The 25788-nt window shown below is 69.7% G+C and carries 23 protein-coding genes; 12 read left to right on the top strand and 11 right to left on the bottom strand.

The window, feature by feature from the left end; translation table 11 throughout:
- Positions 1 to 62 precede the first annotated feature (62 nt).
- Positions 63 to 1268: a cysteine desulfurase-like protein gene (locus ACIN94_RS29750; protein WP_400713196.1), complete on the top strand. Its 1206-nt coding sequence runs from the start codon at positions 63 to 65 to the stop codon at positions 1266 to 1268.
- A gap of 104 nt (positions 1269 to 1372) precedes the next feature.
- Here the strand turns inward: ACIN94_RS29750 and ACIN94_RS29745 are convergent, their stop codons facing one another.
- A complete protein-coding gene (locus ACIN94_RS29745) occupies positions 1373 to 1780 on the bottom strand; it encodes a hypothetical protein (RefSeq protein WP_400713193.1) in 408 nt (135 codons plus the stop codon).
- Between the two features lie 197 nt (positions 1781 to 1977).
- Between ACIN94_RS29745 and ACIN94_RS29740 the strand changes: the two genes are divergently transcribed.
- Both ACIN94_RS29740 and ACIN94_RS29735 read left to right on the top strand, forming a co-directional pair.
- Positions 1978 to 2532: an MFS transporter gene (locus ACIN94_RS29740; RefSeq protein WP_400713190.1), complete on the top strand. Its 555-nt coding sequence runs from the start codon at positions 1978 to 1980 to the stop codon at positions 2530 to 2532.
- A gap of 67 nt (positions 2533 to 2599) precedes the next feature.
- Positions 2600 to 3361 (top strand): YcnI family protein, encoded by a 762-nt coding sequence (locus ACIN94_RS29735; protein WP_400713187.1) that lies wholly within the window; start codon positions 2600 to 2602, stop codon positions 3359 to 3361.
- Between the two features lie 116 nt (positions 3362 to 3477).
- On the opposite strand, the gene ACIN94_RS29730 is transcribed toward ACIN94_RS29735, so the two are convergent.
- The 4 genes from ACIN94_RS29730 to ACIN94_RS29715 all read right to left on the bottom strand — a co-directional run bounded on the left by ACIN94_RS29730 (position 3478) and on the right by ACIN94_RS29715 (position 7816).
- Positions 3478 to 4476 carry a phosphotransferase family protein gene (locus ACIN94_RS29730; RefSeq protein ID WP_400713184.1) on the bottom strand — a complete coding sequence of 333 codons (999 nt, stop codon included), beginning with the start codon at positions 4474 to 4476 and terminating at the stop codon, positions 3478 to 3480.
- Positions 4477 to 4631: 155 nt separating this feature from the next.
- Positions 4632 to 5546, bottom strand: a complete 915-nt coding sequence (locus tag ACIN94_RS29725; RefSeq protein ID WP_400713181.1) for an ABC transporter permease — start codon at positions 5544 to 5546, stop codon at positions 4632 to 4634.
- Entirely contained in the window at positions 5533 to 6510 is a 978-nt protein-coding gene (locus ACIN94_RS29720) for an ATP-binding cassette domain-containing protein (RefSeq protein WP_400713178.1), read from the bottom strand. Before ACIN94_RS29720 ends, ACIN94_RS29725 begins: the two co-directional genes overlap by 14 nt.
- A 151-nt stretch (positions 6511 to 6661) precedes the next feature.
- A complete protein-coding gene (locus tag ACIN94_RS29715; RefSeq protein WP_400713174.1) occupies positions 6662 to 7816 on the bottom strand; it encodes an outer membrane lipoprotein carrier protein LolA in 1155 nt (384 codons plus the stop codon).
- A gap of 157 nt (positions 7817 to 7973) precedes the next feature.
- On the opposite strand from ACIN94_RS29715, the gene ACIN94_RS29710 reads away from it, so the two are divergent.
- From ACIN94_RS29710 to ACIN94_RS29700, 3 genes are read left to right on the top strand one after another with little or no spacing between them, the layout of a single operon-like run.
- The gene (locus ACIN94_RS29710; protein WP_400713171.1) at positions 7974 to 8648 is read left to right on the top strand and encodes a response regulator transcription factor; all 675 of its coding nucleotides are present in this window, start codon (positions 7974 to 7976) and stop codon (positions 8646 to 8648) included.
- Positions 8638 to 10056 carry a sensor histidine kinase gene (locus ACIN94_RS29705; RefSeq protein WP_400713168.1) on the top strand — a complete coding sequence of 473 codons (1419 nt, stop codon included), beginning with the start codon at positions 8638 to 8640 and terminating at the stop codon, positions 10054 to 10056. The genes ACIN94_RS29710 and ACIN94_RS29705 overlap by 11 nt, the downstream gene beginning before the upstream one ends.
- 59 nt (positions 10057 to 10115) lie before the next feature.
- Complete coding sequence (locus ACIN94_RS29700; protein WP_400713165.1) at positions 10116 to 10754, top strand: TetR/AcrR family transcriptional regulator; 639 nt, start codon at positions 10116 to 10118, stop codon at positions 10752 to 10754.
- 81 nt (positions 10755 to 10835) lie between these two features.
- Here ACIN94_RS29700 and folP read toward each other — a convergent pair whose 3' ends face one another.
- The 3 genes from folP to ACIN94_RS29685 form a co-directional block, all read right to left on the bottom strand.
- Positions 10836 to 11669, bottom strand: coding sequence for a dihydropteroate synthase (gene folP / locus ACIN94_RS29695; RefSeq protein ID WP_400713162.1), 834 nt, complete (start codon positions 11667 to 11669; stop codon positions 10836 to 10838).
- A gap of 88 nt (positions 11670 to 11757) precedes the next feature.
- A complete protein-coding gene (locus ACIN94_RS29690; protein WP_400713159.1) occupies positions 11758 to 12624 on the bottom strand; it encodes a LysR family transcriptional regulator in 867 nt (288 codons plus the stop codon).
- Between the two features lie 10 nt (positions 12625 to 12634).
- Positions 12635 to 12850 carry a hypothetical protein gene (locus ACIN94_RS29685; protein WP_400713156.1) on the bottom strand — a complete coding sequence of 72 codons (216 nt, stop codon included), beginning with the start codon at positions 12848 to 12850 and terminating at the stop codon, positions 12635 to 12637.
- Between the two features lie 187 nt (positions 12851 to 13037).
- Between ACIN94_RS29685 and ACIN94_RS29680 the strand changes: the two genes are divergently transcribed.
- Positions 13038 to 14723, top strand: coding sequence for an LCP family protein (locus tag ACIN94_RS29680; protein ID WP_400713343.1), 1686 nt, complete (start codon positions 13038 to 13040; stop codon positions 14721 to 14723).
- Positions 14724 to 14808: 85 nt separating this feature from the next.
- On the opposite strand, the gene ACIN94_RS29675 is transcribed toward ACIN94_RS29680, so the two are convergent.
- Positions 14809 to 16860, bottom strand: coding sequence for a spermidine synthase (locus ACIN94_RS29675; protein ID WP_400713153.1), 2052 nt, complete (start codon positions 16858 to 16860; stop codon positions 14809 to 14811).
- A 170-nt stretch (positions 16861 to 17030) separates the two neighbouring features.
- Between ACIN94_RS29675 and ACIN94_RS29670 the strand changes: the two genes are divergently transcribed.
- From ACIN94_RS29670 to ACIN94_RS29660, 3 genes are all read left to right on the top strand, one after another.
- A complete protein-coding gene (locus tag ACIN94_RS29670) occupies positions 17031 to 18389 on the top strand; it encodes a S8 family serine peptidase (RefSeq protein WP_400713150.1) in 1359 nt (452 codons plus the stop codon).
- A gap of 4 nt (positions 18390 to 18393) precedes the next feature.
- Positions 18394 to 18627, top strand: coding sequence for a hypothetical protein (locus tag ACIN94_RS29665; RefSeq protein ID WP_400713147.1), 234 nt, complete (start codon positions 18394 to 18396; stop codon positions 18625 to 18627).
- Between the two features lie 172 nt (positions 18628 to 18799).
- Complete coding sequence (locus tag ACIN94_RS29660) at positions 18800 to 19708, top strand: ion transporter (RefSeq protein WP_400713144.1); 909 nt, start codon at positions 18800 to 18802, stop codon at positions 19706 to 19708.
- Positions 19709 to 19736: 28 nt separating this feature from the next.
- On the opposite strand, the gene ACIN94_RS29655 is transcribed toward ACIN94_RS29660, so the two are convergent.
- A complete protein-coding gene (locus tag ACIN94_RS29655; RefSeq protein WP_400713141.1) occupies positions 19737 to 20315 on the bottom strand; it encodes a ClpP family protease in 579 nt (192 codons plus the stop codon).
- Positions 20316 to 20741: 426 nt separating this feature from the next.
- On the opposite strand from ACIN94_RS29655, the gene ACIN94_RS29650 reads away from it, so the two are divergent.
- Both ACIN94_RS29650 and ACIN94_RS29645 read left to right on the top strand, forming a co-directional pair.
- Positions 20742 to 21311 (top strand): copper chaperone PCu(A)C, encoded by a 570-nt coding sequence (locus tag ACIN94_RS29650; protein WP_400713138.1) that lies wholly within the window; start codon positions 20742 to 20744, stop codon positions 21309 to 21311.
- A 15-nt stretch (positions 21312 to 21326) separates the two neighbouring features.
- Positions 21327 to 22553, top strand: coding sequence for a Dyp-type peroxidase (locus ACIN94_RS29645; RefSeq protein ID WP_400713135.1), 1227 nt, complete (start codon positions 21327 to 21329; stop codon positions 22551 to 22553).
- Between the two features lie 113 nt (positions 22554 to 22666).
- Here ACIN94_RS29645 and ACIN94_RS29640 read toward each other — a convergent pair whose 3' ends face one another.
- Positions 22667 to 25090 (bottom strand): M14 family zinc carboxypeptidase, encoded by a 2424-nt coding sequence (locus tag ACIN94_RS29640; RefSeq protein ID WP_400713132.1) that lies wholly within the window; start codon positions 25088 to 25090, stop codon positions 22667 to 22669.
- Positions 25091 to 25788: the final 698 nt, after the last annotated feature.

The raw sequence follows: 25788 nt of genomic DNA, 5'->3' as shown, positions 1-25788 counted from the left end.
TGGCAGCGCGAGGCTTATCGTCGTGCTGTCGGGCACAGTCAAATGACGATCTGGGAGATCTAATGGCATATGACGTCATGGCGGTACGGGCACACTTTCCCGCGCTGGAGGAGGGGGCGGCGCACTTCGACGGCCCCGGAGGCTCGCAGGTCCCCGAGCAGGTCGCGGAGGCCGTGGCCGGCACCCTGCGGGCCGCCGTCGCCAACCGGGGCGTCGAGACCGCCGCCGAACGCCGAGCCGACGGGATCGTGACCGAGGCGCGTCAGGCGATGGCCGACCTGCTCGGCGGCACGCCGGCCGGCATCGTGTTCGGCCGGAGCATGACACAGCTCACCTACGACATGGCCCGCGCGCTCGCCAAGGAGTGGCGTCCCGGTGACGAGATCGTGGTCAGCACGCTGGACCACGACGCGAACATCCGGCCCTGGGTGCAGGCTGCCGGAGCGCGCGGGGTGACGGTGCGCCGGGCCGACTTCGACCCGGAGACCGGCGAGCTGGACGTCGCCGCGGTCGCCGGCCTGCTCACCGAGCGCACCCGGCTGGTGGCCGTCACGGCCGCGTCGAACCTGCTGGGCAGCCGGCCGGACATCCCGGCGATCGCCGAGCGGGTGCATGCGGCCGGGGCGCTGCTCTACGTCGACGGTGTGCATCTGACGCCGCACAGCCTGGTCGACTTCGGGCAGCTCGGCGCCGACTTCTACGCCTGCTCGCCGTACAAGTTCCTCGGTCCGCACCTGGGCGTGCTGGCCGCCGATCCCGGCCTGCTGGAGACCGTCCACCCCGACAAGCTGCTCCCCTCCAGTAACGCGGTGCCGGAACGCTTCGAGCTGGGCACGCTCCCCTACGAACTGCTCGCCGGCACGACGGCGGCGGTCGACTTCATGGCCGATCTCGTGCCCGGCATCGGCGGGACCCGGCGCGAACGCCTGGCCGCCTCGATGACCGCGCTGGAACGGCACGAGGAGGCCATGCTCGTACGGCTCGACGCGGGCCTGGCCGAGATCGACGGGGTGACCTCGTACGGCGCGGCATCGCGGCGCCGTACCCCCACGACGCTGTTCTCCATCGAGAATGTCAGGCCCGCCGACGCCTACCGGTTCCTGGCCGAACGCGGCGTCAACGCGCCCGCCGGCCACTTCTACGCGCTGGAGTGCTCCCGCCGGCTGGGACTCGGCGACACCGGCGCGATCCGTGCCGGGATCGCCCCGTACACCGACGATTCCGATGTGGACCGGCTGCTGAAGGGCGTGCGTGAGCTGGCCGGCTGACCCGCACGGCCTTCGCCTGCCGGCACACCTCTCGATGATCACCGGCACCGGGCCTCGGACGACTGTGGTCCCGATGCGGCGGAGTGGTCGCCCTGCCCGCTGGACTACGCGTAGTCGTCGTCCTCGTGACGTTCCCGGCCGGACCAGCGGGAGGGCATGAGGATGGGGATGAACAGCGCGACACCGAGGAGGGCGTAGACACCGTTGGCGAGCAGCAGGGCCATGCCCTGACCGACCGGGACGAGCCCCTCGTGAAAGGAGACGACGTCGGAGAGCAGGCTGTCGGCCCGCTTGGCGTCAAGGACGTAGACCACGTTCCAGGAGAGCAGGACCATCGACGGGATGAAGGTGGCCACCGGGGAGACTCTGCCGGCGGCCACCAGACCGAACAGCAGGCCGATCCCGGCCATGACACCCAGCGTGGTCCACGTGTCCGGACCGCTCTCGGCGACGAGCTTCGACGCGGCCTGCTGTACCGCCCAGCCCCCGCCCAACAGCAGAACGGCTGTCATGACAAGTCCAACGAGCAGCCCGAAAAAGTGCCGCATCACCACCACCTCAGCCTGGGACGCTTGTCGCGGTCGCGGCAACCTTAGCGACAAATGCCATGAAACGGCAGACGTCGCAGATGCATGGGAACACCTGGATCACCATGCATGAGATGCCGCAATGACAGGCGTTGCAGGGGCATGAGAGCATATGGGCCACCATGGATGCCCGACTCCCGTTACGGCTCACGCGCGCGGCCGCCTTCTCGGCCGTCTGCGTGGTGCTCGCCGCCCTCGGCCATGTGGCCGCAGGCGGATCGGGACCCGCACCGTGGGCGATAACCACCGGAACCGCGGTGGTCACGGCCCTGGCCACACTGCTCGCCGGGCGCGAACGGTCCACCACGACGATCAACGTGAGCCTCGCGGCCCTGCAGCTGTTCCTCCACGAACTGTTCGCCTACGGCGACCCCTCGGGGATCTCCCTGACCACGCACCCGCACGGTCAGGGGCTGAGCGAGGGCCTGGGCATGCTGATCGCCCACCTCACCGTCGCGCTGGTCACCGGCTGGTGGCTGGCACGCGGCGAGGCCGCCCTGTGGGCGCTGCTCCGCTCGGCAGGACGGCGCCTCGGCAGGATGCTCCGCCTGCTCCCCGCCCCCGCAACGCCCGGCCCCCGCATGGGGGCTGTCTTCCCTCCCGTCGCGCCCGCTCCGGCGCGGGGCGTCCTCCGTCACACCGTCAGCCGGCGTGGTCCTCCACTTCCCGCCGTCTGACCTCCTTTCCACCCCGGCACGCCCCGACGTGCTCGAAGTTTCCGAAGTCTCGAAGTGGAGAATCCCCATGTCCCTTTCCTCCGCCTGCCGCCGCGCCGTGGCCGTCACCGCCGGTGTCACCGCCCTCACCCTCGGCCTGGCGCTGCCCGCCCTCGCGCACGTGACCATCAATCCCGGCACCGCCGAGCAGGGCAGCTTCACCAAGGTCGCCTTCCGGGTCCCGAACGAGCGTGACGACGCCTCGACCAGCAAGATCGAGGTCACCTTCCCCACCGACCACCCGCTGCCGTTCGTCTCGGTCAAGCCGCTGCCCGGCTGGAAGGTCAAGGTGACCGAGGGCAAGCTGCCCAAGCCGGTGACCACCGAGTACGGCGAGATCACCGAGGCCGTCACGAAGATCACCTGGTCGGGCGGCAAGATCGAGCCTGGCCAGTTCCAGGAGTTCGAGGTGTCCATGGGCGCGCTGCCCAAGGACACCGACCACCTCGTCTTCCCCGCGGCCCAGACCTACACCAGCGGCGAGGTCGTGAAGTGGGCCGATGAGGCCGGCGCCGACGGCTCCGAGCCCAAGCACCCCGCCCCGGTGCTGAAGCTCACGCCCGCCTCCGGCGAGGGCCACGGCGCGGCCCCCAGCCCGTCCGAGACCACGCCGGTCACGCCGACGGCCACCGCCGTCGCCGCGCCGCCGGTGGCCCCGGTCGCGGCGGCCGCCGACGCGGACTCCTCCGACGGCACGGCCCGCCTGCTGGGCGGCGCCGGCCTGCTGGCCGGGCTCGCCGGCGTCGTGGTCGGCGTGCTCGGCCTGCGCCGCGGCGGCCGTACCTCCTGAAACCGGTCAGGACGGCCCCGCGGAACCCTTTCCGCGGGGCCGTCCCGTCCCTGTGGTCAGGACCGGGAGGCGTCAATCCCCGTAACGACCGGTGGGAGGGGGCCGCGCGCTCGGCCTTAGGGCCGGGAAGCCGGCGTGAGCGTCTGGAGCTGTTCGAGAAGCGCCTTGGTGGTCCGCTCGTGCTGCTGCCGGACCAGATCTCCGTGGAATCCCCTAGGCCCCTCTTCGACGAGCATGATGAGATACAGATAAGCCCGGTAAAGAGCGAGACGGACACGCACGCCGGCCGTGAACTCCAGGTGCCCTCCTGCCTCCCGGTAGCCGTTGAGAAGGTCCTCATCCTGTTCGGCGGCGCCGAAGACGTCGAACGAGGCGAAGTCGGCCACGGGGTCGCCCCAGAACGCGCGCTCGTGGTCGATCAATGCCGCGATCCGCGGCGGTTTCCCGTCCATGTCCAGCAGGACGTTTCCCGGCCAGAGGTCGAAATGGACCAGCGCGGGTGCGACGACGTCGTCCAGCAGGTGCGCGTGGGCCCGTACGGCGATCGCGATCTCATCGACAGGCCACGGGAGCACCGCCTGGTATCGGACCCCGTCGGCGAGGACAGCATCGATCATGGAGAGAAACGCCTCTCTCCATGTGGCAGCCGTCATCTCCGCCAGCTGCGGGTAGCCGTACGCCGGCCCCTTGATCTGGTGCAGGGCGGCGACGTGACGGCCCAGGTTGAAGCGGAGGCTCTTGCGATCCACCTCTGCCAGGCCCCCTTCGGCATCGGACCACGCCACGCCGTCGATCGCGGTCAGGATCAGGTAGGTGATCGGTCCCTCGAGGTCCGCGTGCAACAGCCGGGGCAGCGGCACATCGGTGGCCCCGGCGAGCTCGTAGAAGAGGGCTTCCGTCCGGATGATGTCCCGCTCGTAGGAGAGCAGCTCGACATCGTCGGGCGGCCCCAGCTTGAGGACCACCTCGCTCCCGTCTTCAAGTCGCGCACGCCACAACGCGGCGAAGGAACCCGCCTCGATTTCCCGCTGCGAGACGGCACGCCGTCCCAGCGCCCGTGAGATCACGTCCCCGACCTGTCCGGGTGACAGCTGCCTTTTCGTACGTATCGCCATCGATAGTCACCGATTCCGTTGGCTCCGCTCCTGCCGGTCCGTAGATCACGATTGCAGACGGTAAGGAGATATCAAAGCCCAGGCCGGACATGCCGGCCTGGGCCTCTGATACGTGCGTCGCCGGGAACCTGGACCCCGGACATGCTGGTGAACGGTCAGCAGGTGATGTCCTTGCTGGTGAAGCGGGCCCAGGCGACCGAGCCGAAGATCGCGATGTAGGCGGCGAAGACCAGCAGGCCCTGGCCCATGTCGCCGAAGTCCACCGGATCGCGCAGCACCCCGTCGAAGCCGCTCCACCAGTGCGTCAGCAGGTACGGCTGGAGCCCGGAGAGCTGCGGGATGACGCCGAGCACCTGGGCGGCGATGACCAGCACCACGGTCGAGGCGATGGCGCCGACGGCCACCTCGGTCAGCGTTGAGATCGCCAGCGCGACGGCGGCCAGGGCGGCCATGCCCGCCGTGACGTACAGCACGACGAGGCCGATCCTCAGCACGCCTTCGAGCAGCGGGATCGTTCCCCCGGACAGCAGGGTGATCGGGCCGACCGGGAACAGCACCAGCCCGGCGAGCAGTCCGGACAGCGCGACCACGGTGACGGCGGCCAGACAGAAGACGGCCGCGTTGACGTATTTGACGATCAGCAGCCGGGTCCGTCCCGCCGGGGCAGCCAGCAGGTAGCGCAACGTGCCGGCACCCGCCTCTCCGGCGACGGAGTCTCCGGCGACCACGGTGACCGCGACCGGCAGCATCAGCTGCACCAGGACAGAGAGCGCGGTGAAGGTGAGGAACAGCCCGTTGCCGGTGACCTGGGCGAGGATCGGAGGGGCGCCTTCGTTCTCGTCCGGGGCGCCGAACAGCCGCAGCGCGAGGCCGATCAGCACCGGGACCAGGGCGAGAACGCCCAGTATGGCGAGGTTCCTCGGCCGCCGGAAGGTCAGGCCCGCCTCCGAGCCGAGCAGCCGCAGCCACGCCCGGGTCGCGCCGACCGCCCGGGGCGGCGTGCCGTGCCCTCGGGGCGGCGTGCCGTCCGTTCCGGTGGGCAGGACCTCTTCCCCGCTAGCCGTCAACATCGAAACCCTCCCCTGTCAGGCCGACGAACACGTCCTCAAGGCTCGGCCGCTGCACGGCCAGGCCGCGCACGGCGACGCCGCCGGCCACCAGTGCCGCGCAGATCCGCTCCGGCGCCTCGGTGCCCAGCTCGGCGCTGACCTCCCCGTCGCCGGTGCGGACCTGCGGCAGTCCGGCGGCAGTCAGTACGGCCGCCGCCTCGGCCATGTCGGGCGTCTCCACCCGGATCCTCACCGTCTCTCCGGCTCGGAGCCCGGCGAGGGTGCCCTGGGCGACCAGCCGCCCGGTCCGCATGACGGCGACGTGGGAGCACATGTGCTCCACCTCGGCCAGCAGGTGCGAGGAGACGAAAACGGTCGTCCCCTCGCCGGCGATCTCCTTGACCAGTGCCCGCACCTCCCGGGTGCCCTGCGGGTCCAGGCCGTTGGTCGGCTCGTCCAGGACCAGCAGCTCCCTCGGCCCCAGCAACGCGGCCGCGATCGCCAGCCGCTGGCGCATGCCCAGCGAGTAGGCCCGGTAGCGTTTGCCGGCCGCGGCGGCCAGCCCCACCCTGTCCAGGGCCAGCCCGATCCGGGCGGAGGCCGTGCGCGGGTCCGCCGCCGGGTCGGCGGCGTCGTAGCGGCGCAGGTTCGCCTCGCCCGACAGGTACGGATAGAACGCCGGCCCCTCGACCAGCGCCCCCACCCGGGACAGCACGGCGGGCATCCCGCCCGGCATCGGCCGGCCGAACAGCTCCCAGGTGCCCGCCGTCGGCGCGACCAGGCCGAGCAGCATGCGGATGGTGGTGGTCTTGCCCGAGCCGTTCGGGCCGAGGAAGCCGAAGACCGACCCCCGGGGCACCGTCAGGTCGAGATCGTCCACGGCCACCTGGCCGCTCGGGAACCGCTTGGTCAGCCCGCGGGTGACGATCGAAAAGTCTCCGGTGGAGGCCGCGGCGGGCGGCGTCGATTCCTGGACGGTCAGCATGGCTCCCCAACTGGTCTCGGCATCGTCAAGGGGGCGGGCGGGGGCGCCCCTGCGGACGCCCCCGGGCTCTTGTCGAGCCCCCTACCGTGGGTCGCGCCGGCGCGCCTCCCCCGGTTGCCCGCCAGGAGTCGTGTGCCTCCCGGCATCTCGTTCATCTCTGTCCGGCCGCCTCGGTCAGTTTCTCCGGGGTGACCGCGCCGACCAGCAGGCGGCCGTCGTCGGTCAGCAGCGCGGAGACCAGCTTGGTCTGGATGACCTTGCCGCTGCCCCATGTCCCGCTGACCGGCTTGGCCGACGTGAGCAGGGCGTCGACGATCGCGTTCGCGTCCTGCCCGGCGCCGGCGCCACCCGGCGCCTGGCCCTTGAGGTCCTGCTCGGAGAAGGGGAGCACCACCACCGTGGTCCAGCCGTCGCCGACGGTCCTGACGTCACCCCTGAGACCCTCGGCCTTCTCCTGCCTCTCATCCAGCTCCGGAGCGAGGTCGCTGATCGACTTCTCCTCCACCTTCGCGTCCGCGGGCGGCGTGAAGCTGAAATTCTCCTGCGCGGGCGGGGTGAAGGTCACCGAGGTGAAGCCGACCTCGAAGGCCGGCTCCGCGGCACTCTTGGCGTAGACCTGGACCCGCAGGGGTACGAAGGTCTCCCCGTCGAGCGCCAACCTGACCTCCTTGACCAGGGAGGAGGCGTCCTTGGGCGCGAAGACGAGCTGGTAGGCCGGGCGGCCGGCGACCTTCTCGGTGCTGGTCACGCTGACCACGGTGTCGGAGTCGGCCTTCTTGAGCACTTCCTGGGTCAGCTGCTGCGGGGTGGTCGCCGCGGGCAGGGCCTTCTCCGGCCCATCGGGGATCGCCTGGACGCCGCCCTTGATCCGGGTGGCCTTCCCGGCGTCACTCTCCCACAGCCAGACCTGGTCGCCGTTGACGATCAGGTCGGTCTCGCTCATCCGTCCCGGAAGCGCGAACCGGAACCGGTCCGCGCCGCCGTACCAGACCTTGAGCTCGTGCGAGCCCGCCAGCAGGGCCGCGGGCGAGCTGCCCCCCATGCCCCCCATGCCCGACATCTGCGGCAGCCCCGGTAGGCCGAAGGATGCGGTCTGGATCAGCGTGCCCGACATGGGCTTCAGGCCTGCCCTGTTGGCCTGGGCCGCGTCGGCGAGCAGCTGCTCGGCGGTGCGCTCGGGCAGCACCGGGTCCCCCTGGACCGCGGCGATGACCGGACCGGCGCCGATGGCCCCGGCCACCAAAGCCATCGTGGCGATCGGCACGCCCCACCTCATGGCGCGGCCCCGTCTCGCTTGCTCTGACATGTCACTCCTTTACGGTATTGCGTTGGTGCCTGTCATTCGCAGCTTGCGTGAAACGTCCTGTGCCGGAGCTGAGACAGACTGAGAGGGCCCACAGGGTTCTCAGCCGCCTCTCAGGCCGGCTGGCCGAAGATGGGGTCATCAGCGGAGGAGGTGCGGAATGCGGGTTCTCGTCGTGGAGGACGAGCGGCGGATGGCGGCGGCGCTCCAGCGCGGGCTACAGGCCGAGGGGTTCGCGGTCGATCTCGCGCACGACGGCGAGGAGGGCCTGCACCTGGCCAGGGAGGGCGACTACGACGTGGTCGTGCTGGACATCATGCTGCCCAGGATCTCCGGCTACAACGTCTGCAAGCAGTTGCGGGCCGAGGAGAACTGGGTGCCGATCCTGATGCTGTCGGCCAAGGACGGCGAGTACGACATGGCCGACGGACTCGACCTGGGCGCCGACGACTACCTGACCAAGCCGTTCTCCTACGTCGTGCTGGTGGCCAGACTGAGGGCGTTGCTGCGGCGCGGCGCCAGCCGGCGTCCCGCCGTGTTACGGGCCGGGGATCTGACGCTGGACCCCGCGCGGCGACTGGTCTCCCGGGGTGAGACGGCGGTGGAGCTGACGCCCAGGGAGTTCGCGCTCCTGGAATATCTGATGCGCCGCCACGACGAGGTCGTCTCCAAGACGGAGATCCTGGAGCACGTCTGGGACACCTTCGACACCGATCCCAACGTGGTCGAGGTCTACGTGGGCTACCTGCGCCGCAAGATCGACGCGCCGTTCTTCCGGAGCTCCCTGCAGACGGTGCGCGGGGCCGGATACCGGCTGGCCGGCAATGGCGGCTGATCCGCGTCCCCGGCCAGACACGCTGGAGGGCCGTCGGGGGGACCCCGGGGAAGGACGGCGCACGGCCGGTTGGTGGCGGCGCAAGAGCCTGCGCTTCCGGCTGACCGCGGTGGCGTCGGCCGTGCTCGGGGTGGCACTGGCCGTCTCGGCCTATGTGATGATCGGCGTGCTCGGCGCGTCACTGCTCGCCACCATCGACGACTCGATATACCAGCGGGCCCGCGACCTGGTCTCGCTGGCCGACGCCGAGCAACTGCCGGATGAGCTGACCTCACCGGACGGCATCCTCGTGCAGGTGATCGACGGCGCGGGACGGATCACCCACGCCACCTCCGGTACCGACCGCCTGGTCCCCCTGCTGAACGCCGGGGAGCGGGCGGTGGCGATCAGGGGGCACCAGGGGCGGTTCCTGAACGGCGCGCCGTACGGTATCCCGCACATACTGCGCGTGCGGGTACTCAGCGCCGACCAGGGCCGGATGGTGATCGCCGCGCGTCCCTTCAGCGAGGTGCAGGCCAGCCTCACCACAACCGGGCACGTGCTGCTCGTCGGCACACCGCTGCTGCTGATGCTGCTCGCCGGGGCCAGCTGGATGATCATCGGCCGGACCCTGCGGCCCATCGCCGCGCTACGCCGGGGTGCCGAGGAGATCACCGACACCGCTCGCTCCCGGCGCCTGCCGGTGCCCGAGGCCCGCGACGAGGTGCACAGCCTGGCCACCACGCTCAACGACATGCTGGCCCGGCTGGAGAAGGCCGACGCCCGCCAGCGGGCCCTGGTCTCCGACGCGGCGCACGAGCTGCGTAGCCCGCTGGCCAGCATCCGGCTCCAGCTGGAGGTGGCACTCGGCCATCCGCACGGGCAGGACTGGCGGGAGACGGCCGAGGGCGTGCTGGAGGACACCATGCGCCTGGCCCGGCTGGCCGAGGACCTGCTCGCGCTGGCCCGCCTGGACGAGCGCGGCGGCGCACCGCGCCGCAGGGAGCCGGTGGAGCTGGACCAGCTGGTCTCCCAGACCGTCGAGCGGTACGGCGAGGCCGTCACGGTGAAGATCGGCGACGGTCCGATGGTGATCACCGGAGACGCGCTTGATCTGGGGCGGGTGCTGGTCAATCTGGCGGACAACGCCCTGCGGCATACCAACGCCCCGGTGGTGGTGGAGTTACGCGCCGAAGGCGCTGACGCGGTGCTCACCGTCACCGACGACGGGCCCGGCATCCCCGAGCCCGACCGGGAGCGGGTCTTCGACCGGTTCACCCGGCTGGACAGCGCGCGCAGCCGTGACGACGGCGGAGCCGGGCTGGGCCTGGCCATCGTCCGGGAGACCGTCCACGCCCACGGCGGCGCGGTCCACCTGGAGGACGCCTCTCCTGGGCTGCGGGCCGTCGTCCGGCTTCCGCTATCTTGAGCGAGACTTAACCATCAGGTGATTGGCCGGAGCATGTTTCCGGATCTAGCGTCATTTTCATGACTTCCGCTGACGGCGGTCAGCGGGAACTGATCCTGCGGGTCGCGACCCGGCTGTTCGCCGCCTTGGGCTACGACGCGACCTCCCTCGGCCAGATCGCCGAGGCCGCCGGGCTCGGCCTCGACACCGCCGCCCGGCAGGCCGGCACCAAGCGGGAGCTGTACCTGGCCGTCATGGAGCGCGCCTACCTGGCCGAGCGGTCCGCCCTGGAGCGAACGATCGGGGGCGTCCAGGCGGCGAGCCCCGAGCAGGCGGCGGGCCTTCTGCACCGGATCACCGACAACTACCTCGACCTGTGCGTGGCCCATCCCGAGGTCCCGGCGCTGTGGATACACCGGTGGATGTCCGACGCCAGCGACGTCACCGAGGTGGAGCAGCGTTACACCCAGCCGCTGATCAAGCTCGTCGAGGGGGCGTTCGCCCCCGCGGTGGCCGCCGGACACATCGGCCCCGACGTCGATGTGACATATCTGCTGTGGTCGTTGATCTGGTGCGTGGACGGCTTCTCCCAGGGCGGGGTGCTCGGCGCGGATGGCAGTCGCGTGCGCACCAACGACCCGGAGGCCCTGCGCCGGTTCCGTATCCACATCCATCGGCTGATCCACCGCACCGCCGGGCTCCCCGGAGATCCTCCTTGACGCTGGGACGCTCCTTCTCGGGTCCCCTCACCACCACGTCTCCGCTCAGCAGGCCGGCGACGGTGGCCGGCGCGGTGCGGGCTACCCGCGCAGGCGGGTGACGGCGGCCAGCGCGGTGCGGGCGGAGGCGGCGTCGTGCACCCGGAAGACCCGGGCGCCCTGCCAGGCGGAGACGGCCAGGGTCGCCATGGTGCCGGCGTGGCGCTCGTCGACCGGGAGACCCCCGAGGGTCTCGCCGACGAAGTCCTTGTTGGAGACCGCCACGAGCACCGGCCAGCCGGTGGCCACCATCTCGTGCAGGCGGCGGCTGATCTCCAGGGAGTGCCAGGTGTTCTTGCCGAAGTCGTGCGCCGGGTCGATCAGGATCGACTCCCTGCGGACCCCGGCGGCGACCGCCCGCTCGGCGAGATCGGTGGTGTAGCCGATGACGTCGTCGACCACGTCGGCGTAGGCGATGCGGTGCGGGCGGGTCCGGGGGGTGACGCGTCCGGCGTGCGCGCAGACCAGCCCGATACCGTGCTTGGCGGCGACCTCCGCCAGGGCCGGGTCGACCCCGCCCCAGGTGTCGTTGAGCAGGTCGGCGCCCGCCTCGGCGACGACCTCGCCGACCTCGGCACGCCAGGTGTCGACGCTGATGATCAGCTGCGGATGGCGCTCCCGGACCGCCGCGACCAGATCGGCCACCCGGCGGATCTCCTCGGCGGGGTCCACCTCGTCGCCGGGTCCCGCCTTGACGCCGCCGATGTCCACGATGTCCGCGCCACCGTCGACGGCCCCGTCCACCGCCTCCAGGGCGGCCGCGAAGCCGTAGGTCCGCCCCCGGTCGAAGAAGGAGTCGGGGGTGCGGTTGACCACCGCCATGATCGCGAACTCGCCGGGCCGGAACTCACGGCCACGCAGGCGCAAGATACTCATCGAGACCGAGCCTATCGCCCGGTGCCGGAGAGGCAGGCGCTCCCACCTGCGCCGCCTCTGTGGGATTTCGGGAAGAGCCGACGTGCTCCTAGGCGGCCGACCCACTTTCGGCCACGGACAGGAACTCCTGGGCGATGGCGGGCAGCCGCCGTCGCGCGTGGACAAGGGCGATCACCCGGCGGACCGAGGGATCGAGGGGACGGACCACCAGCCCGGCCCGGACGGCCTGCTCGGCCATTCCGCGATACCAGAGCAGGGAGGCCGTACCCGAGCGGACCGTGTTCAACCAGTTGCCCCGCTCGTCCAGTTGTACGGTCGGCACCGGGGTGACGCCGTACTTGGCGAACAGCGCGTCGAACTCCCTGCGCCGGGCGCTGCCGGGGATCGGCAGGACCAGCGGCATGCCGTTGAGCCTGTTCATCGGCACCGGATCGGGCAGGTCCATGCCGGGTGGCGAGATCAGGACGATCTCCTGACGTTCCAGCGGGTGACTGATCAGATCGGTGGGGACGGGCAGGTCCGTCAGGCCGAGATCGGCCCGCTGCTCCCTGATGGCGTTCACCACGCCGTCCCGTCCGTCACAGCGGACGATATGCACGCGCACTCCGGGATGCTCGGCGCTGTAGGCGGGAAGGAGGCGTCCGGCCAGCCCCGGCTCAAGGCTGGGGGTCGAGGCGATGCGCAGTTCCGCCTCGGTGTGACCCTGGCTGGACAGTGCCTCGATCTCGCGGACCGCGTCGAGTGCCTCCCGGGCGAGCTTGACCACCCGGCGTCCTTGCGCCGTGACGACCACGCCCCGCCCGGAACGGGCGAACAACGTCATCCCGAGCTCACGTTCGAGGTCCCTGATCGCCCGCGAAAGAGCGGGCTGTGCGATGTACAGCGACCTGGCCGCGTCTGTCATGGTGCGGTGCTCCGCTGTCGCGACCACATAGCGGAGCTGCTGCAGATTCATGGCTTTGAAGCTAAATCACAGTGCCCTGCGCGGTCCCGGACATCGCGGAGATCACCTCGGATGATTTCGGAATGTAATCGAACGCGGCAACATCCGTGACGGGTGAGGAATAAGTATGCTTACGCCCCAAATGGGAGCAGACCTTACGTTCCACCGGCCAGAGCGGCGAGCCGGCCTTGAACCGCAGGCTTGAACTCCGGGCCACCTGCTTCGCGGGGATGTTCATGCACTCGATACCCGGCTGACCCCGTCTCCGTCGACGGCACAGCTTAGAGGGTCGTTAACCGGGAATTGGCCATCTGTCTGTCATGTCCAGGTATGGGGGCTAGAATCCTGGCAATTCTTTGAAATCGGGGGACCTCGGCTGTTTTGCCAGGTGGACCGAGATGGACATAGTAGGAAGCGGTGTGACGATGCACCTTGGGCAAGACTCGGGGGATCCCGCCGGCGAGGACGGGCAACGGCGCCCCGGGCAACACGGCGCGGGCCGTGAAGCACAGCCCGGTGTCCCCAATGCGCCGGATACCCCTGACGCGCCGCCCGCGGGGGCACCGAGAACCGGCCTGACACCGGAGCCCGGGCGCACATCTGACACCGAAACCTCACCGCCCGGCCCCGCCGTCTCCCAGGGGCGCCCGCGGTTCGCCAAGCCGCTGACGACCCTCTCGCTCATCGGCTGGACCCTGCTGTCGGCGATCCTGCCCGGCGCCGCGCACCTGCGCGCCGGGCGTCGCCGTACCGGCTACATCCTGCTCGGTATCTTCGGCGTGCTGCTGGTGACCGCGCTGGTGGTCGGCCTCACCCTGTCGGACAGCGCGGGTGTCGTCACCCGGGACGGCACGCTCCTGACCGGGGCGATCGTCGCCGGGGCCGGCGCACTCTGCTGGTTCCTGCTGGTGCTGTCGTCCTACATCTCCCTGAAGCCCAGCCGGCTGACCGGCAAGGGGCAGATCATCTCGGGCATCGCGGTCGGCGTGCTGTGCGTGTCGGTGATGGCGCCGTTCGCGCTGACGGCGAGTACGGTGCTGACCGTCAAGGAGGCGGCCAACACCATCTTCGAGAGCGTCGAGGACAACCCGACGGTGGCCCCGATCGAGCACAAGGACCCGTGGGGTGGCCGCGAGCGGGTCAACTTCCTGCTCATCGGCGGCGACGGGGCCGGCAACCGGGAGGGCGTGCGGACCGACAGCATGACCGTGGCCAGCGTGCACATCGCGACCGGCAACACGGTCATGTTCAGTCTGCCCCGCAACCTGCAGCATGTCCGTTTCCCGCCCGGCAGCCCGCTCGGGAAACGGTTCCCCGACGGCTTCATGCGCGAGCTGCCCAACGGCGGCCTGCTCAACGAGGTCTTGCAGTACGGCGAGGACCACCCCGAGACCGTGCCGGGTAAGGACGGTCATCGGGGCCCGAAGGCGCTCATGGACGCCATCGGCTACACGCTCAACCTGAAGATCGACTACTACGCCCTCGTGAACATGTACGGCTTCGCCCACCTGGTGGACGCCATCGGCGGATTGAAGATCCGGGTGGACAACGACGTCAAGTGGGGCGGTCTCTACGGCACCGCGGGCACGATCAAGGCCGGCTACCGGACGCTGTCCGGCGAGGAGGCGCTCTGGTACGGCCGTTCCCGCGTCGGCAGCGACGACTTCTCCCGCATGGCCCGCCAGCGATGCGTCATCGGCGCCTTCACCAAGCAGGCCACGCCCCAGGCCGTGCTCACCAACTTCGTCAAGATCGCGAATGTCGCCAAGCGGATGGCCAAGACCGACATCCCCCGCGAAATGCTGGAGCACCTAACCGACCTCAGCCTCAAGGTCAAGGACGCCAGGATCACCAGCCTGCAGTTCGTGCCGCCGGAGTTCTACAGCGGTTCCCCCGACTGGCAGAAGATCCGCGTCGCGACCGTCCGGGCACTGCGCCAGTCCGTCCAGCCCTCCCGCCGCGCCCAGGCCGCCGGCGTGACGGCCTCCCCCGGCGTGAACGGCGCCACCCCCGCCCCGTCCCCCACCAAGAGCGTGACGGCCCAGCCGAGTCAGGCCCCCACCCCGAACGGCGGGTCCGCCCAGTCCCTCGACGAGCTCTGCGGGTTCTGACACCGCCTCCCACGCCCCGGCTGTGGCCCGGCTCCCTCGCGGAGCCGGGCCACAGCCTTCTCTGGCCGGCTTCAACCGGCCCCGGTCACGCCCGGACGGCCCTGGCGCTCCGGGGAAGCAGGAGGAAGGCCCCCAGGTAGAGCAGGCCCGCCACGATCAGCAGGGCCTGGTAGCCGATGACCAGCGCCAGATACTCCAGGCAGCCGCCGACCATCGCGCCCAGCAGGTTGGCGCCGAAGGCGGTCGTGCCGTCGCCGGAGTCGGCGAAGCGCTTGGCGAACACCACGTTGGCCGCGAAGATCGGCAGGAACGCCACGACCACGGCGACCACCGCCCGCAGTGGCAGCGGCAGGCCCAGCAGCCAGGAGTTGGGCACCAGCCAGGCCAGCACCAGGCCGCCGAGGAGCACGCCGTACATGACGGGCAACGGCGGGGTCCTGAAACGGCGCGTCACCTCCACCGCGGCGAGCACGGCGACCAGCACCCCGGCGAACACGATCGCGTTGACCACCCACGTCGTGCCGAACAGCAGCGCGAACCCGGTCACGCTCTTGGTCTCCAACAGCAGGAAGGCCACGCCCAGCAGGAACAGGTCGGCGTAGGGGCGCATCCGGCGGTACGGCCCGGCGACCACCCGGACCGCGAACAGGCTCACGATCAGGATCAGGCCGAGGGTGATGAGGTAGATCTGGGGGACCGTCCGGTCCTTGAGGTAGAGGAACGGCCGGTCGTCGCCGGTCGGTGGCGGGGTGTCGGCGGTCGCGCCGGCCCACTCGGCGCCGCAGCTCTGGGTCTGGGGGCTGAGACCCGCCGTGATCACGGCCTGCTGGCCGCTCTCGCTGACGATGTCCACGCAGGGCTTGTGCCCGAAGGCGGCCTGCATGGTGGAGGCGAGCCGGTCCACCAGCCAGCTCTCCCGGTAGTAGTTGTACATCGAGAAGGTGCCGCCGGGCTTGAGGTGGTCCCTGGCCGCCTCCATGGCCTGCCGGGTGAACAGGTAGCTCTCCAGCCGCAGCGAACTCGCCCCGGAGACCAGGGTGAGGGAGTCGGGCAGCGCGAAGAGGATCAGGTCGTACTTACCGGAGGTGCGCTCCAGGAACGCGCGGCCGTCGGTGACCACGGTGGTGACGCGGGGGTCTGAGTAGGGCCTGTCCGGATGGTAGGTCCCGCCGAGCTCGCGGAGCTTGGGGTCGATCTCCACCGCGTCCACGTGCCCGGCGCCCTTGGACAGCGCGATCGCCACGTCGGTGCCGCTGCCCGCGCCGACGATCAGGACGTCGTCCAGTTTCTGCGCCGCCGCCCGCTCGTACGGCAGCGCGTACTGCCGCTCCCATTCCAGCCGGTTGGCGGCCGGCACGGCCTGCTGGTGCGGGATGCCGTTGACCTGGATGTCCATCACCGGGACACCGCCGTAGTCCAGCCGGTTGTAGGTCACCTTGTAGTAGGGCGACCACAGCGCGCCCGCCGTCAGTGTCTCCACCGCGAGCGCTCCGACGACGACCAGCGACGGGACGGCCAGCGCCACCCGCCCCAGGGCGGTGCGCGGCCACAGCAGCACGAGGTAGGCGGCCCCGGCGATCGTCCCCCACACGACGGGGGGCGCGCTGAGGAACGACAGCCCGGTGAACAGCGCGATGCCGGCCAGGCTGCCGAGCAGGTCGTAGCGGTAGGCCTCCAGGCGGTCCAGCTCGGGGAAACAGCGCCCGACCAGCTCCGCCGGGCCCATCAGCACGATCGCCGCCGCCGCGAAGATCACGGGCAGGATCAGCCACGGCGGCGGCCCGCTGGTGCTCAGGCTGGTCCAGTACAGGACGCCCTCGGTCTGCCGGTCCACGGTGACCGGGAAGAACAGGATGACCAGCACAAGGATGGCCAGCGTGATCGGCGAGTAGTACGGCTGCCGCGTCGTGCGTCCCACCCGCAGGAAGCCGAGCCCGATTCCGAGGAACGAGCCGAGCAGGACGAAGTTCGTGAAATAGCTCAGATGAACGATGTTCGATCCGGTCCACCGGATCAGTGCCAGTTCCAGGAAGAGCATGAAGGCGCTGGCCACGACCAGTCTCGGCCGGGTGCTCAGCCAGTGCGTGGACGGGGCATCGGAATAGGAGGGTGGCGTCGTCTCCGCCGCTGCGGTCATGCCGTCCAACGCTAGTGATCGTCCTGCCCTCAGGGAAGGAAATACGTGTCAGCGGTTTACGGGATTCACATGGGCTAATACCGATACGTGATGTTTTGAATGGGTGGACGCGGTCGAGGCGAATGAAGGAACGTGGTGGAGTCCATTCCCCCCGAACCTGGTGGTGCACCATGCGGGTCCTGATCCAGCTCCGCCCCTCTCCGGACGTCGTCGCGGCGGTCGCCGATCCCGACGTGACCGCGACGACGGCCGACGTCGCCGACGGCCTGCCCGGGGTCGTCCTGGACGACTCCTTCACGCCGGTCGCCGTGCCACGTCCGGTGCCCGTGGCCGGAGGCGACCCCCTCTCCCTGAACCAGGCGCTGACCTTCTCCCTCGCCGCCGGCGACGCCTCCGTCATGGTCCGCGGGGAGATCTCCGACGACGAGCTGTCCACCCGGCTCACCCTGCTGCCCGCCCTGCGCAACGACGTCGTGGGAGTGTTCGCCGACCCGGTCATCGAGTCGAATCTCACCTGCGGAGGCAGCGCCCCGGTGGGCGACTGGCACGACGTGGAGCGGCTGCTGCACGTCGCGGAACTGCAGGCGGAGGGCCTGGACGGCTCCGGCGTCGCGCTGGCAATCCTGGACACCGGCATCAACGCCGCGCACGTGACCCGCCATCTCGGGCGCGACCTGATCCTGGACAAGGAGCGGAGCTGGAACCCCGACGGAGTGACCGGCACGCCGGGCGAGTTCCCAGTCAACCACGGCACGATGTGCGCGTTCGACACGCTCATCGCCGCTCCCCGGGCGACGCTGATCGACGTTCCCGTGCTGCTCTCCCAACGGCCGGGCGGCTCGGCGCTGGACGGCCTGCTGTCCGACGCGGTCGCGGCCTTCGCCCACCTGCGCACCATCCTGGAGAACCAGCCCGCGGAGTCACGGTCCCTGGTGGTCAGCAACAGCTGGGGCTCCTTCTCGCCCCGCTGGGACTTCCCCGTCGGCCATCCCGGTAACTACTCCGACAACCCGGCCCACCCGTTCAACCTGATCGTCTCCAGCCTGGAGCGGGCGGGCGCCGATGTGCTGTTCGCCGCGGGCAACTGCGGGCGCGAGTGCAAGGACGGCCGGTGCGCGTATCCGGACCGGCCGATCACGGGCGCCAACTCCCACCCGAGCGTGCTGTCCATCGGGGGCGTGGACACCCTCGGCGAGCGGGTCGGATACTCCTCCCAGGGCCCCGGCCGTCTCGCTCCCCGCAAGCCGGACATCTGCTCCTACACCCACTTCTCCGGCTCCAAGGCCTTCGGCGCCGGCGAGCCCGACTCGGGCACCTCGGCCGCCTGTCCCGTGGCCGCGGGCCTGGTCGCGGCCATCCGCACCCACTGGCCCGCCTCCCGCCTCTCCCCCGCCCAGCTGCGCGCCCTGCTCCGCCGCACCGCCGACGACCGCAGCGACATCGGATTCGACTACGACTACGGCTACGGCATCGCCGCTACCTCGGGGGTGCTCGCGTCGTTGCGTCGCAGGGCGATGCGCGTAGCGTGAGGTCATGCTCCTTGTCACCGTAAGGCTCCCGTCCCAGGCGACGCTCAAGCAGGCCATCCGCCGCCTGGGACTGTCGGAGGAGGAGGTCGACACCGGCTACGGCCTGGTGCTCATCGATCCCGACCAGGGCCTGTACGGCCTGCGCGTGACCGAGGAGGCCGCCCGCACCCTCAATCCGGAGGCGGGCGGCGGCCCCTACGCCGACCCGAGGATCGAACCCTACGGCCCGCCGGAGTGAAGCGGTGTCAGGCGGCTCTCGCGGTTGAAGACCGGTGACCCAGACGGCCGAGAGGACCGCGGCCACGGCGGCGGGCCGGTGCGCCGGGCACGAGGGAGGGAAGATCTTTCAGGCGATATGATCTACCTGCAGTTCACTCGGCCCTACGACCCCTGGGGAGTCACTCGTGCGGATGCGCGAGCGTGTCCGCACGACATTGGAGACTCAACGTTTCCAGCATGCCATCACCGCGGTCATCGTGATCAACGCTGCCACCCTGGGACTGGAGACCTCGGCCGCGGCCGTCGAGCGGTACGGCACGGCGCTCACCCTCATCGACCACCTGACGCTCTACATCTTCGTGGCGGAACTGACCGCGAAGCTCTACGTCTACCGTCTGCGGTTCTTCCGCGACCCGTGGAACCTGTTCGACGCCGTGATCGTCACGGTCTCCCTGCTGCCCATGGCCGGGGGGCTGTCGGTGCTGCGGGCGCTGCGGGTCCTGCGGGCGCTGCGGCTGATCTCCGTGGTGCCGAGCCTGCGCAGGGTCGTGACGGCCCTGCTCACCGCGGTGCCGGGGATGACGTCGATCGTCCTGCTGCTCGGCCTGGTGCTCTACGTCGCGGCGGTGATGGGCACCAAGCTCTACCGCGCCACCGCGCCGGAGTATTTCGGTGACCTGCCCACCTCGCTGTTCACCCTGTTCCAGATGATGACCGGGGACGCGTGGTCGGGCATCGCCCGGGAGTTGATGGACAAGCATCCGTCGGCGTGGGTGTTCTTCGTGCTGTTCATGCTGCTCTGCACCTTCGTGGTGCTGAACCTGTTCATCGCGGTGGTGGTCAGCGCGATGGAGGACGAGCACACCGAGGAGTCGGTCCAGGCGACGCGGGATATCGGCGTGGCCGTGCTCGCGGAGCTGACCGTCCTCAGGGCCGAGGTGCGGGAACTGCGGGAGCGGGTTCCCGCGACGCCGGGGGTGGCCGACTGGCGCGCGAACACCCCGGCCCCCGGCGGCGCGGGTCGGCGCGCGGGCGATCCGGCGGCAGATGACCGCCGGCCGGACGCCCCCGGCGCCATTATCGGCGTAATCCAGGATTAAACGAAAAAATTATCCTAAGGGCGAATGGCTAATTCTCTACCCCGACCTCGCTGGTGTTCCGAATAACCTCGTCGACGAATCCGTAGTCCTTGGCCTCGGTGGCGGTGAACCAGCGGTCCCGGTCCCAGTCCTCCTCGATCTGCTCCAGCGTCTGGCCGGTGTGGAAGGCGATCCGCTCGCGCATCGTCTGCTTGGTGTAGAGCATCTGCTCGGCCTGGATGGCGATGTCGGTCGCCGTGCCGCCGAGACCGCCGGACGGCTGGTGCATGATGACCCTGGCGTGCGGCAGGACATACCGTTTGCCGGGCGCTCCGGCACAGAGCAGGAACTGTCCCATCGAGCCCGCTATGCCCATGCCGACGGTGGCGACGTCGTTGGGGATGTACTGCATCACGTCGTAGATGGCCATGCCTGCCGACACCGAGCCACCGGGTGAGTTGATGTAGAGCCAGATGTCACTGCGGTCGTCGTCGGCGGAGAGCAGCAGCAGCTCGCCGCAGATCCGGTTGGCCACCTCGTCGTTCACCTCGCTGCCGAGCACGACGATCCGCTTGCGCAGCAGACGCTGGTACAGCGGGTCCTCGAACACGGGCTGTGGACTGGTCAACTCTTTCACCTGCCCCAGAATCAGAATTTACGGATGATTAATCCCTGCGACGATAACGCCGCCCAGCCCCGTGATTTCACCCCGTTCGCTGTGAGCGCTTTTCGCTGAGAGCGCAGCCCGGTGAATTCGTTTAATCGATATCGGCTCGAGCATCCCGGTTTCGGCACACGCCCTGCCCCGGCCCACGCCTCCCCGGCAGGGTTCACGCCTCCCATCCGGTCCAGGTGTCCGCATCCGGTCCGCAGGCCCCTCCGGCGCGCTCACCCGGCGAGGATCGGACTCTGAGGGTAACGACAGCCTCACTATGTGTGATGATTGCCACACCATGCCAGTGCCCGTGCCCTTCCACCTGACCTATCCGACGCCTTCCTGCGGCATGCCGAACATGGCTCCGCCCGTGGCGCCGTACGCCTGAAAGGCTTTTTCATGACTGTTCGTCGCGTTCTTTCCGCCGGTCTCCTGACCGTCCTCGCCGCCGCGTCGGTGAGCGCCTGCGGTGCCCCGTCCACCGAGCAGCCCTCCAAGCAGGAGGCCGTACCGGCCGTGAACACGCCCGCCGTGGCGGGCACGTCCGACAGCACCGCATCCATCACGATCACCGATCCGTGGGTGAAGACCACCAGGAAGGGGATGAGCGCCGCCTTCGGCACCCTGGTCAACAACACCGACACCGACGTGACCGTCGTCTCCGGGTCCTCGCCGCTGTCGCCGAAGATCGAGCTGCACGAGGTGGCCGACTCCGGCGGAAAGATGGTCATGCAGTCCAAGGAGGGCGGGTTCGTGATCCCCGCGCGGGGCACCCACCTGCTCCAGCCGGGCGGCGATCACATCATGCTGATGGGCGTCACCCAGGAGGTGAAGCCGGGCGCGCAGATCCCCTTCACCCTCACCCTCAATGACGGCGAGACCCTGACGTTCACCGCCGTCGGCAAGGACTTCGCCGGCGGCAAGGAGGACTACCAGCCCGGCGTGCACCTGGGCAAGAAGCACGGCTGACCGGGGACGGAACCCATGCGAGACCCCCGAATCACTCGCAGGGGACTGCTCGCGGGGGGCGCCGCCGCCGCGGCCGGCGCCCTCGCGTCGTGCGCCCCCCAGCAGGCCGTCCTCCTCGATCGAGCCGTTCCGGAGACCATGCCGGAAGCGGCTCCCCCGGCCCCCGGCGGCTCGGCCACCGAGCCCTTCCACGGCGTCCACCAGGCCGGGATCGCCACGATCCCGCAGGCTCACGCCGTGTTCGTCGGCCTGGACCTGCTACCGGGCACCGGCCGCGAAGCCGCCGTACGCATGATGCGCCTGCTCACCGACGACGCCCGCCGCCTGACCGAGGGCCGGGCCGCCCTGGCCGACACCGAACCGGAGCTGGCCACGCTCCCCTCCCGGCTGACCGTCACCTTCGGCTTCGGCCCCGGCCTTTTCAGGGCGGCCGGGGTGGAGGACCGGCGGCCGGAGTCGATAGCGCCCCTTCCGGGGTTCGTGATCGACAGGTTGGAGACGCGGTGGACCGGTGCTGACCTGCTGCTGCAGATCTGCGCCGACGACGCCGTCACCGTCACCCACGCCCTGCGCATGACGGTCAAGGACGCCCGCTCCTTCGCCCGGGTGCGCTGGACCCAGCGGGGATTCCGCCGCAGCGCGCACACCATGGCTCCCGGCACCACCCAGCGCAACCTCATGGGCCAGCTCGACGGGACCGTCAACCCTCAACCGGGCACGCCCGACTTCGACCGGGCCATCTGGGTCAACGACGGCCCGCAGTGGCTGCGCGGCGGCACCACCCTGGTGCTGCGGCGCATCCGCATGGAGCTGGAGAAGTGGGACGCCGCCGACCGGGTGGCCAAGGAGTTCACCATCGGCCGCCGCCTGGACACCGGCGCCCCGCTGACCGGGCAGCAGGAGCACGACGAACCGGACTTCGACAGGCTGAACGCGCTCGGCTTCCCGGTCATCTCCGAATACGCCCACATCCGCCAGGCCCGTGTCGCAGACCCGGGCATGCGGATCCTACGCCGGGTCTACAACTACGACGAAGGGCCCACCGCCGAAGGACACGCCGACTCCGGACTGCTGTTCGCCTCCTACCAGGCCGACATCACCCGGCAGTTCATTCCCGTCCAGAAGAGACTGGCCGAGGGCGACCTGCTGAACGAGTGGACGACCCCGATCGGCTCGGCGGTTTTCGCCATCCCGCCCGGCTGCTCCCCCAACGGCTGGATCGGCGAGACCCTGCTGTCCTGACCCACCGTTCTCCCAGGTGAGCACCCTCTGACAATGGGACGACGTCCGCGTCCCCATCGACGGATGGCCGCCGATCCGTGGATCGGCGGCCATCCGAACATGTCCGGAGCGGGTCAGCGGGCCTTGTGGACCTCCACTTCTTCCTTCCGGTAGTTCTTCTCGACGTTGCCCGCGATGTCGACCGCGAACCAGCGGACCTCGGTGGTCTTGTCGAGCGTGATCTGCTGCGCTCCCTCGCGTATCCCCGCGGCGGCGAGCTTGGCGGAGTTCAGCGTCGGGCGGCTGCCGTCCAGCGTGTAGTAAACGTTGGCGGGCTCGTTGGTCGTGAAGGTGAACGTGGTCGAGGTGTCGGTCCGGCCGGTCACCTTCAGGTCCGACTCGGGACGCTGCCTGTCCTCGGCGAAGGCCCGGGCCACCTCGAGGATGCCGATCTGACCGGAGGCGAACTCCATCGCCTCCTCGTGACCCTCGGCGAACAGCGGCTGGAAACCGACAGCTTGGAACTGCATGGTCGTCGGGTCGTAGCGGTCCGCGCCGACCTCGAAGTCCCAGGCCATGATGCCCCGCCGGTACCAGTGCTCGTCCGCGCTGTTACCAGCCGCCGAGTACAGCACGTCCGTCACCGCACCGGTACGACCCGGCCAGATCCCCGTACCGCGCCAGGACTGGACCGCGGAGAGGATGTGGTCGGAGGCGCTCCAGAAGAAGTTCTCCGTGCCGAGGTCGGCCCGCGGCAGCAGCTCGCGGCCGACGGTCTTGTACGCTCCCGGAGGCCACATGAAGTAGCCGCCGTAGGAGTGCGTGTTCATCGCGAACTTGATGTTCGGGTACTTGCGGGTGAGCCAGACCTCGTTCCGCGCCTCCGGCTCGGACAGCTCGGCCGGGCCGGCATACGTGCCACTGGTGCAGTCGTCCGAGGCGCCGTTGTAGCCGTCGAAGATGGAGCCGACGGAGAAGTCGCGGTTCAGGTCCACACCCCAGGATTCGCTCGATCCCGGGTCCGCCGCGTTGGCCGGGCAGTGGTTGGTCATGTTCTTACGCTGCAGGTTGTAGTCGTACATGCTGTAGTGCCCGCCGTCGGGGTTGACCGTCGGCACGATGAAGATGTCGAGGTCGTCGACCAGCTCCTTGGTCCGCTCGTCACCGGCGTAGTTACGCAGGAGCCGCTCGGCGGTCTCCAAGCAGGTCAGCGGGGTGACCCACTCGCGGGCGTGCTCCTGGCAGTAGAGGAACACGCCGGTCTTCGAGCCGTCCCGCGTCTTGCCGATGCGCAGCGCCTTCACCTGGAACGGGTCGCGCGAGACGCTTGGCGGCGCGTTCAGGTTGTCGGTCAGCGCCGTCGCCGACACGGCGGCGACCACTCCGCCGCCGGCGTTGCCCTGGTAGGTGGCGGCGGTCAGCAGCGCGGATGCCGCGGCGTCGGCGTTGAGGGCGTCGACCACCTGCCGTGCGGTGCTGCTGACCGCGGCGGACGCGTCGGTGGCCAGGTTGACCACGATGTCCTTGCCGGTGACCGAGATATCGATCGGGGCGGATTCGGTGCCCTGCTCTATCAGGGCGACGCTGATGTCGTTGCCGCCCTCGCGCCCGTACGCCTTCGAGCTCACGTAGAACGTGCTCGCCGCGTCGGTGCCGAACTGCGCCTGCGCCACCCGGCGGTAGCCGTTCGTCTTGTAGGGCAGGTTGACGATCTCCGAGATCTCCGGGAACTCCTTGGCCAGCGCGGTGATCCGGCTGGTCACCTCGGTCGGGTCCATGTAGTGGTCGACGAAGTCCGCGACGTAGTGCTTGCTGGGGGCCTCGCGCGGGGCGCCCAGCCACTTGGTCACCGGGACCGTGACCGAGCCGCCCCGGTTGCTGGTGATCGTGACCGTGCTGGGAGCCTCGGTGACGGTCAGCGGCGAGTTGAACCGGTGGTACATGTACTGACCGGCGTCGGTGAAGCGCGACATCGTCGCGGTGCCACCGGAGTCCGGGGCGGTCTTGGGGCCGCTGTCCCAGGTGGCCGTGAGCACGGTCTGCGCATCGGTCGCGCTCGACTTCACCTCCACCGAGAGGAAGCGCTGACCGCCGAGGCTGGTGAACCACTCGGCGCGTAGCGGGGTCAGCGTGTCGACTACGGCCGCCGCCTCCGTCTGGACCGCCAGCGCGGCCTCTCGCTCGGCCAGGTTCTGGGCGAGATCGGCCTGGTCGGAGATGACGTCGCGGACGTCGAATCCCAGGTCGCGCAACTTCTGGGCCTCCCGGGGGCTGAGTACGGCGTGCAACTCGATGCCGCCGTCGACGGGTTTCCTGTACTCCGCGAGGTCGACGCCCAGGGAGTTGAGCCGGTCGATGCCACCCTGGTCGGGGACGACGAGGCGCACCAGGGCGACACCGTTCTGTGTGGTGCTGGACTGCCGGTCGGATGTGACCTCGCTGGGTGGGGGAGATGGGTCAGCGAGAACCGGGAGTGCGCTGAGCACGAGGACGATGGGCAGAACGAGAACGGCCGCGACACGGCCGGCCCGCGAACCCACGCTGTTGTGCACGGCCATCGCTTTCTTCTCCTTCGATCATGAACTCCGTACTCGAAGGATCATGCGGCGGCCGTCCTCATTTCACGACGCCACGCCCATGAGATGGGGAAACCCATTCACCATCTCCGTGGACGCGGCTCATCGGCGATCTCCGGCGGACATACCACCCTCTTCCGGATACCCCCGTTATACGTAATCGAGTATCTCGGTAATTCACTATGCAATATTTCAATCGAGCCTTCGATATGACAAAACGGGCATTAATCGATCTGGGCGCCGGAGCGGCTGTTTCGGGTGTAGAAAGTGCCTCACAGCGAGAAAGCGACGGCCACCGTCGCGAGCGACCGCTGTGACCAGACCGTAAAAGCCCGCAAGGACGTGATCGGCAACCCGGTCATCCAGACACAAATGAAGACGGCCCTGAGCCGGTGTTAGCGCACCGACCCAAGGCCTTGATCAATCACCCTGAGCAAAGCAGGAGAAAGATCCATGCTCGACTCTACCGGCGCGCCCGCGCCCGTAACAATCACCCCCTGCCAGGCGACCAGCCCACGCCCCCGATCCGCCGCTCTGGTTGCGGAGGGTGGGCGATGAGCACTCGGCGCGCGCCACGCCCCTCGGCCCGGTTCACCCAGATCTCCAACCAGTGGATCCGCGACACCCGGCTGTCCTGGAAGGCCCGCGGCATCCTCGCCTGGCTGATCTCCCACACCGTC

The sequence above is a fragment of the Streptosporangium sp. NPDC087985 genome, assembly GCF_044741965.1.
GTDB lineage: Bacteria > Actinomycetota > Actinomycetes > Streptosporangiales > Streptosporangiaceae > Streptosporangium.
This window is presented reverse-complemented; position numbering and strand designations above follow the sequence as displayed.

Excerpts from the sequence above, each read along its gene's own strand:
- ACIN94_RS29650 (WP_400713138.1), top strand. The coding sequence starts at position 20,742 with ATGACTGTTCGTCGCGTTCTTTCCGCCGGTCTCCTGACCGTCCTCGCC.
- ACIN94_RS29750 (WP_400713196.1), top strand. The coding sequence starts at position 63 with ATGGCATATGACGTCATGGCGGTACGGGCACACTTTCCCGCGCTGGAG.
- ACIN94_RS29685 (WP_400713156.1), bottom strand. The coding sequence starts at position 12,850 with ATGAACATCCCCGCGAAGCAGGTGGCCCGGAGTTCAAGCCTGCGGTTC.
- ACIN94_RS29665 (WP_400713147.1), top strand. The coding sequence starts at position 18,394 with ATGCTCCTTGTCACCGTAAGGCTCCCGTCCCAGGCGACGCTCAAGCAG.
- ACIN94_RS29730 (WP_400713184.1), bottom strand. The coding sequence starts at position 4,476 with ATGGCGATACGTACGAAAAGGCAGCTGTCACCCGGACAGGTCGGGGAC.
- ACIN94_RS29720 (WP_400713178.1), bottom strand. The coding sequence starts at position 6,510 with ATGCTGACCGTCCAGGAATCGACGCCGCCCGCCGCGGCCTCCACCGGA.
- ACIN94_RS29680 (WP_400713343.1), top strand. The coding sequence starts at position 13,038 with ATGCACCTTGGGCAAGACTCGGGGGATCCCGCCGGCGAGGACGGGCAA.
- ACIN94_RS29675 (WP_400713153.1), bottom strand. The coding sequence starts at position 16,860 with ATGACCGCAGCGGCGGAGACGACGCCACCCTCCTATTCCGATGCCCCG.
- ACIN94_RS29705 (WP_400713168.1), top strand. The coding sequence starts at position 8,638 with ATGGCGGCTGATCCGCGTCCCCGGCCAGACACGCTGGAGGGCCGTCGG.
- ACIN94_RS29690 (WP_400713159.1), bottom strand. The coding sequence starts at position 12,624 with ATGAATCTGCAGCAGCTCCGCTATGTGGTCGCGACAGCGGAGCACCGC.
- ACIN94_RS29700 (WP_400713165.1), top strand. The coding sequence starts at position 10,116 with ATGACTTCCGCTGACGGCGGTCAGCGGGAACTGATCCTGCGGGTCGCG.
- ACIN94_RS29670 (WP_400713150.1), top strand. The coding sequence starts at position 17,031 with ATGCGGGTCCTGATCCAGCTCCGCCCCTCTCCGGACGTCGTCGCGGCG.
- ACIN94_RS29740 (WP_400713190.1), top strand. The coding sequence starts at position 1,978 with ATGGATGCCCGACTCCCGTTACGGCTCACGCGCGCGGCCGCCTTCTCG.
- ACIN94_RS29710 (WP_400713171.1), top strand. The coding sequence starts at position 7,974 with ATGCGGGTTCTCGTCGTGGAGGACGAGCGGCGGATGGCGGCGGCGCTC.
- ACIN94_RS29725 (WP_400713181.1), bottom strand. The coding sequence starts at position 5,546 with ATGTTGACGGCTAGCGGGGAAGAGGTCCTGCCCACCGGAACGGACGGC.
- ACIN94_RS29715 (WP_400713174.1), bottom strand. The coding sequence starts at position 7,816 with ATGTCAGAGCAAGCGAGACGGGGCCGCGCCATGAGGTGGGGCGTGCCG.
- ACIN94_RS29745 (WP_400713193.1), bottom strand. The coding sequence starts at position 1,780 with ATGACAGCCGTTCTGCTGTTGGGCGGGGGCTGGGCGGTACAGCAGGCC.
- folP (WP_400713162.1), bottom strand. The coding sequence starts at position 11,669 with ATGAGTATCTTGCGCCTGCGTGGCCGTGAGTTCCGGCCCGGCGAGTTC.
- ACIN94_RS29735 (WP_400713187.1), top strand. The coding sequence starts at position 2,600 with ATGTCCCTTTCCTCCGCCTGCCGCCGCGCCGTGGCCGTCACCGCCGGT.
- ACIN94_RS29660 (WP_400713144.1), top strand. The coding sequence starts at position 18,800 with ATGCGCGAGCGTGTCCGCACGACATTGGAGACTCAACGTTTCCAGCAT.
- ACIN94_RS29645 (WP_400713135.1), top strand. The coding sequence starts at position 21,327 with ATGCGAGACCCCCGAATCACTCGCAGGGGACTGCTCGCGGGGGGCGCC.
- ACIN94_RS29640 (WP_400713132.1), bottom strand. The coding sequence starts at position 25,090 with ATGGCCGTGCACAACAGCGTGGGTTCGCGGGCCGGCCGTGTCGCGGCC.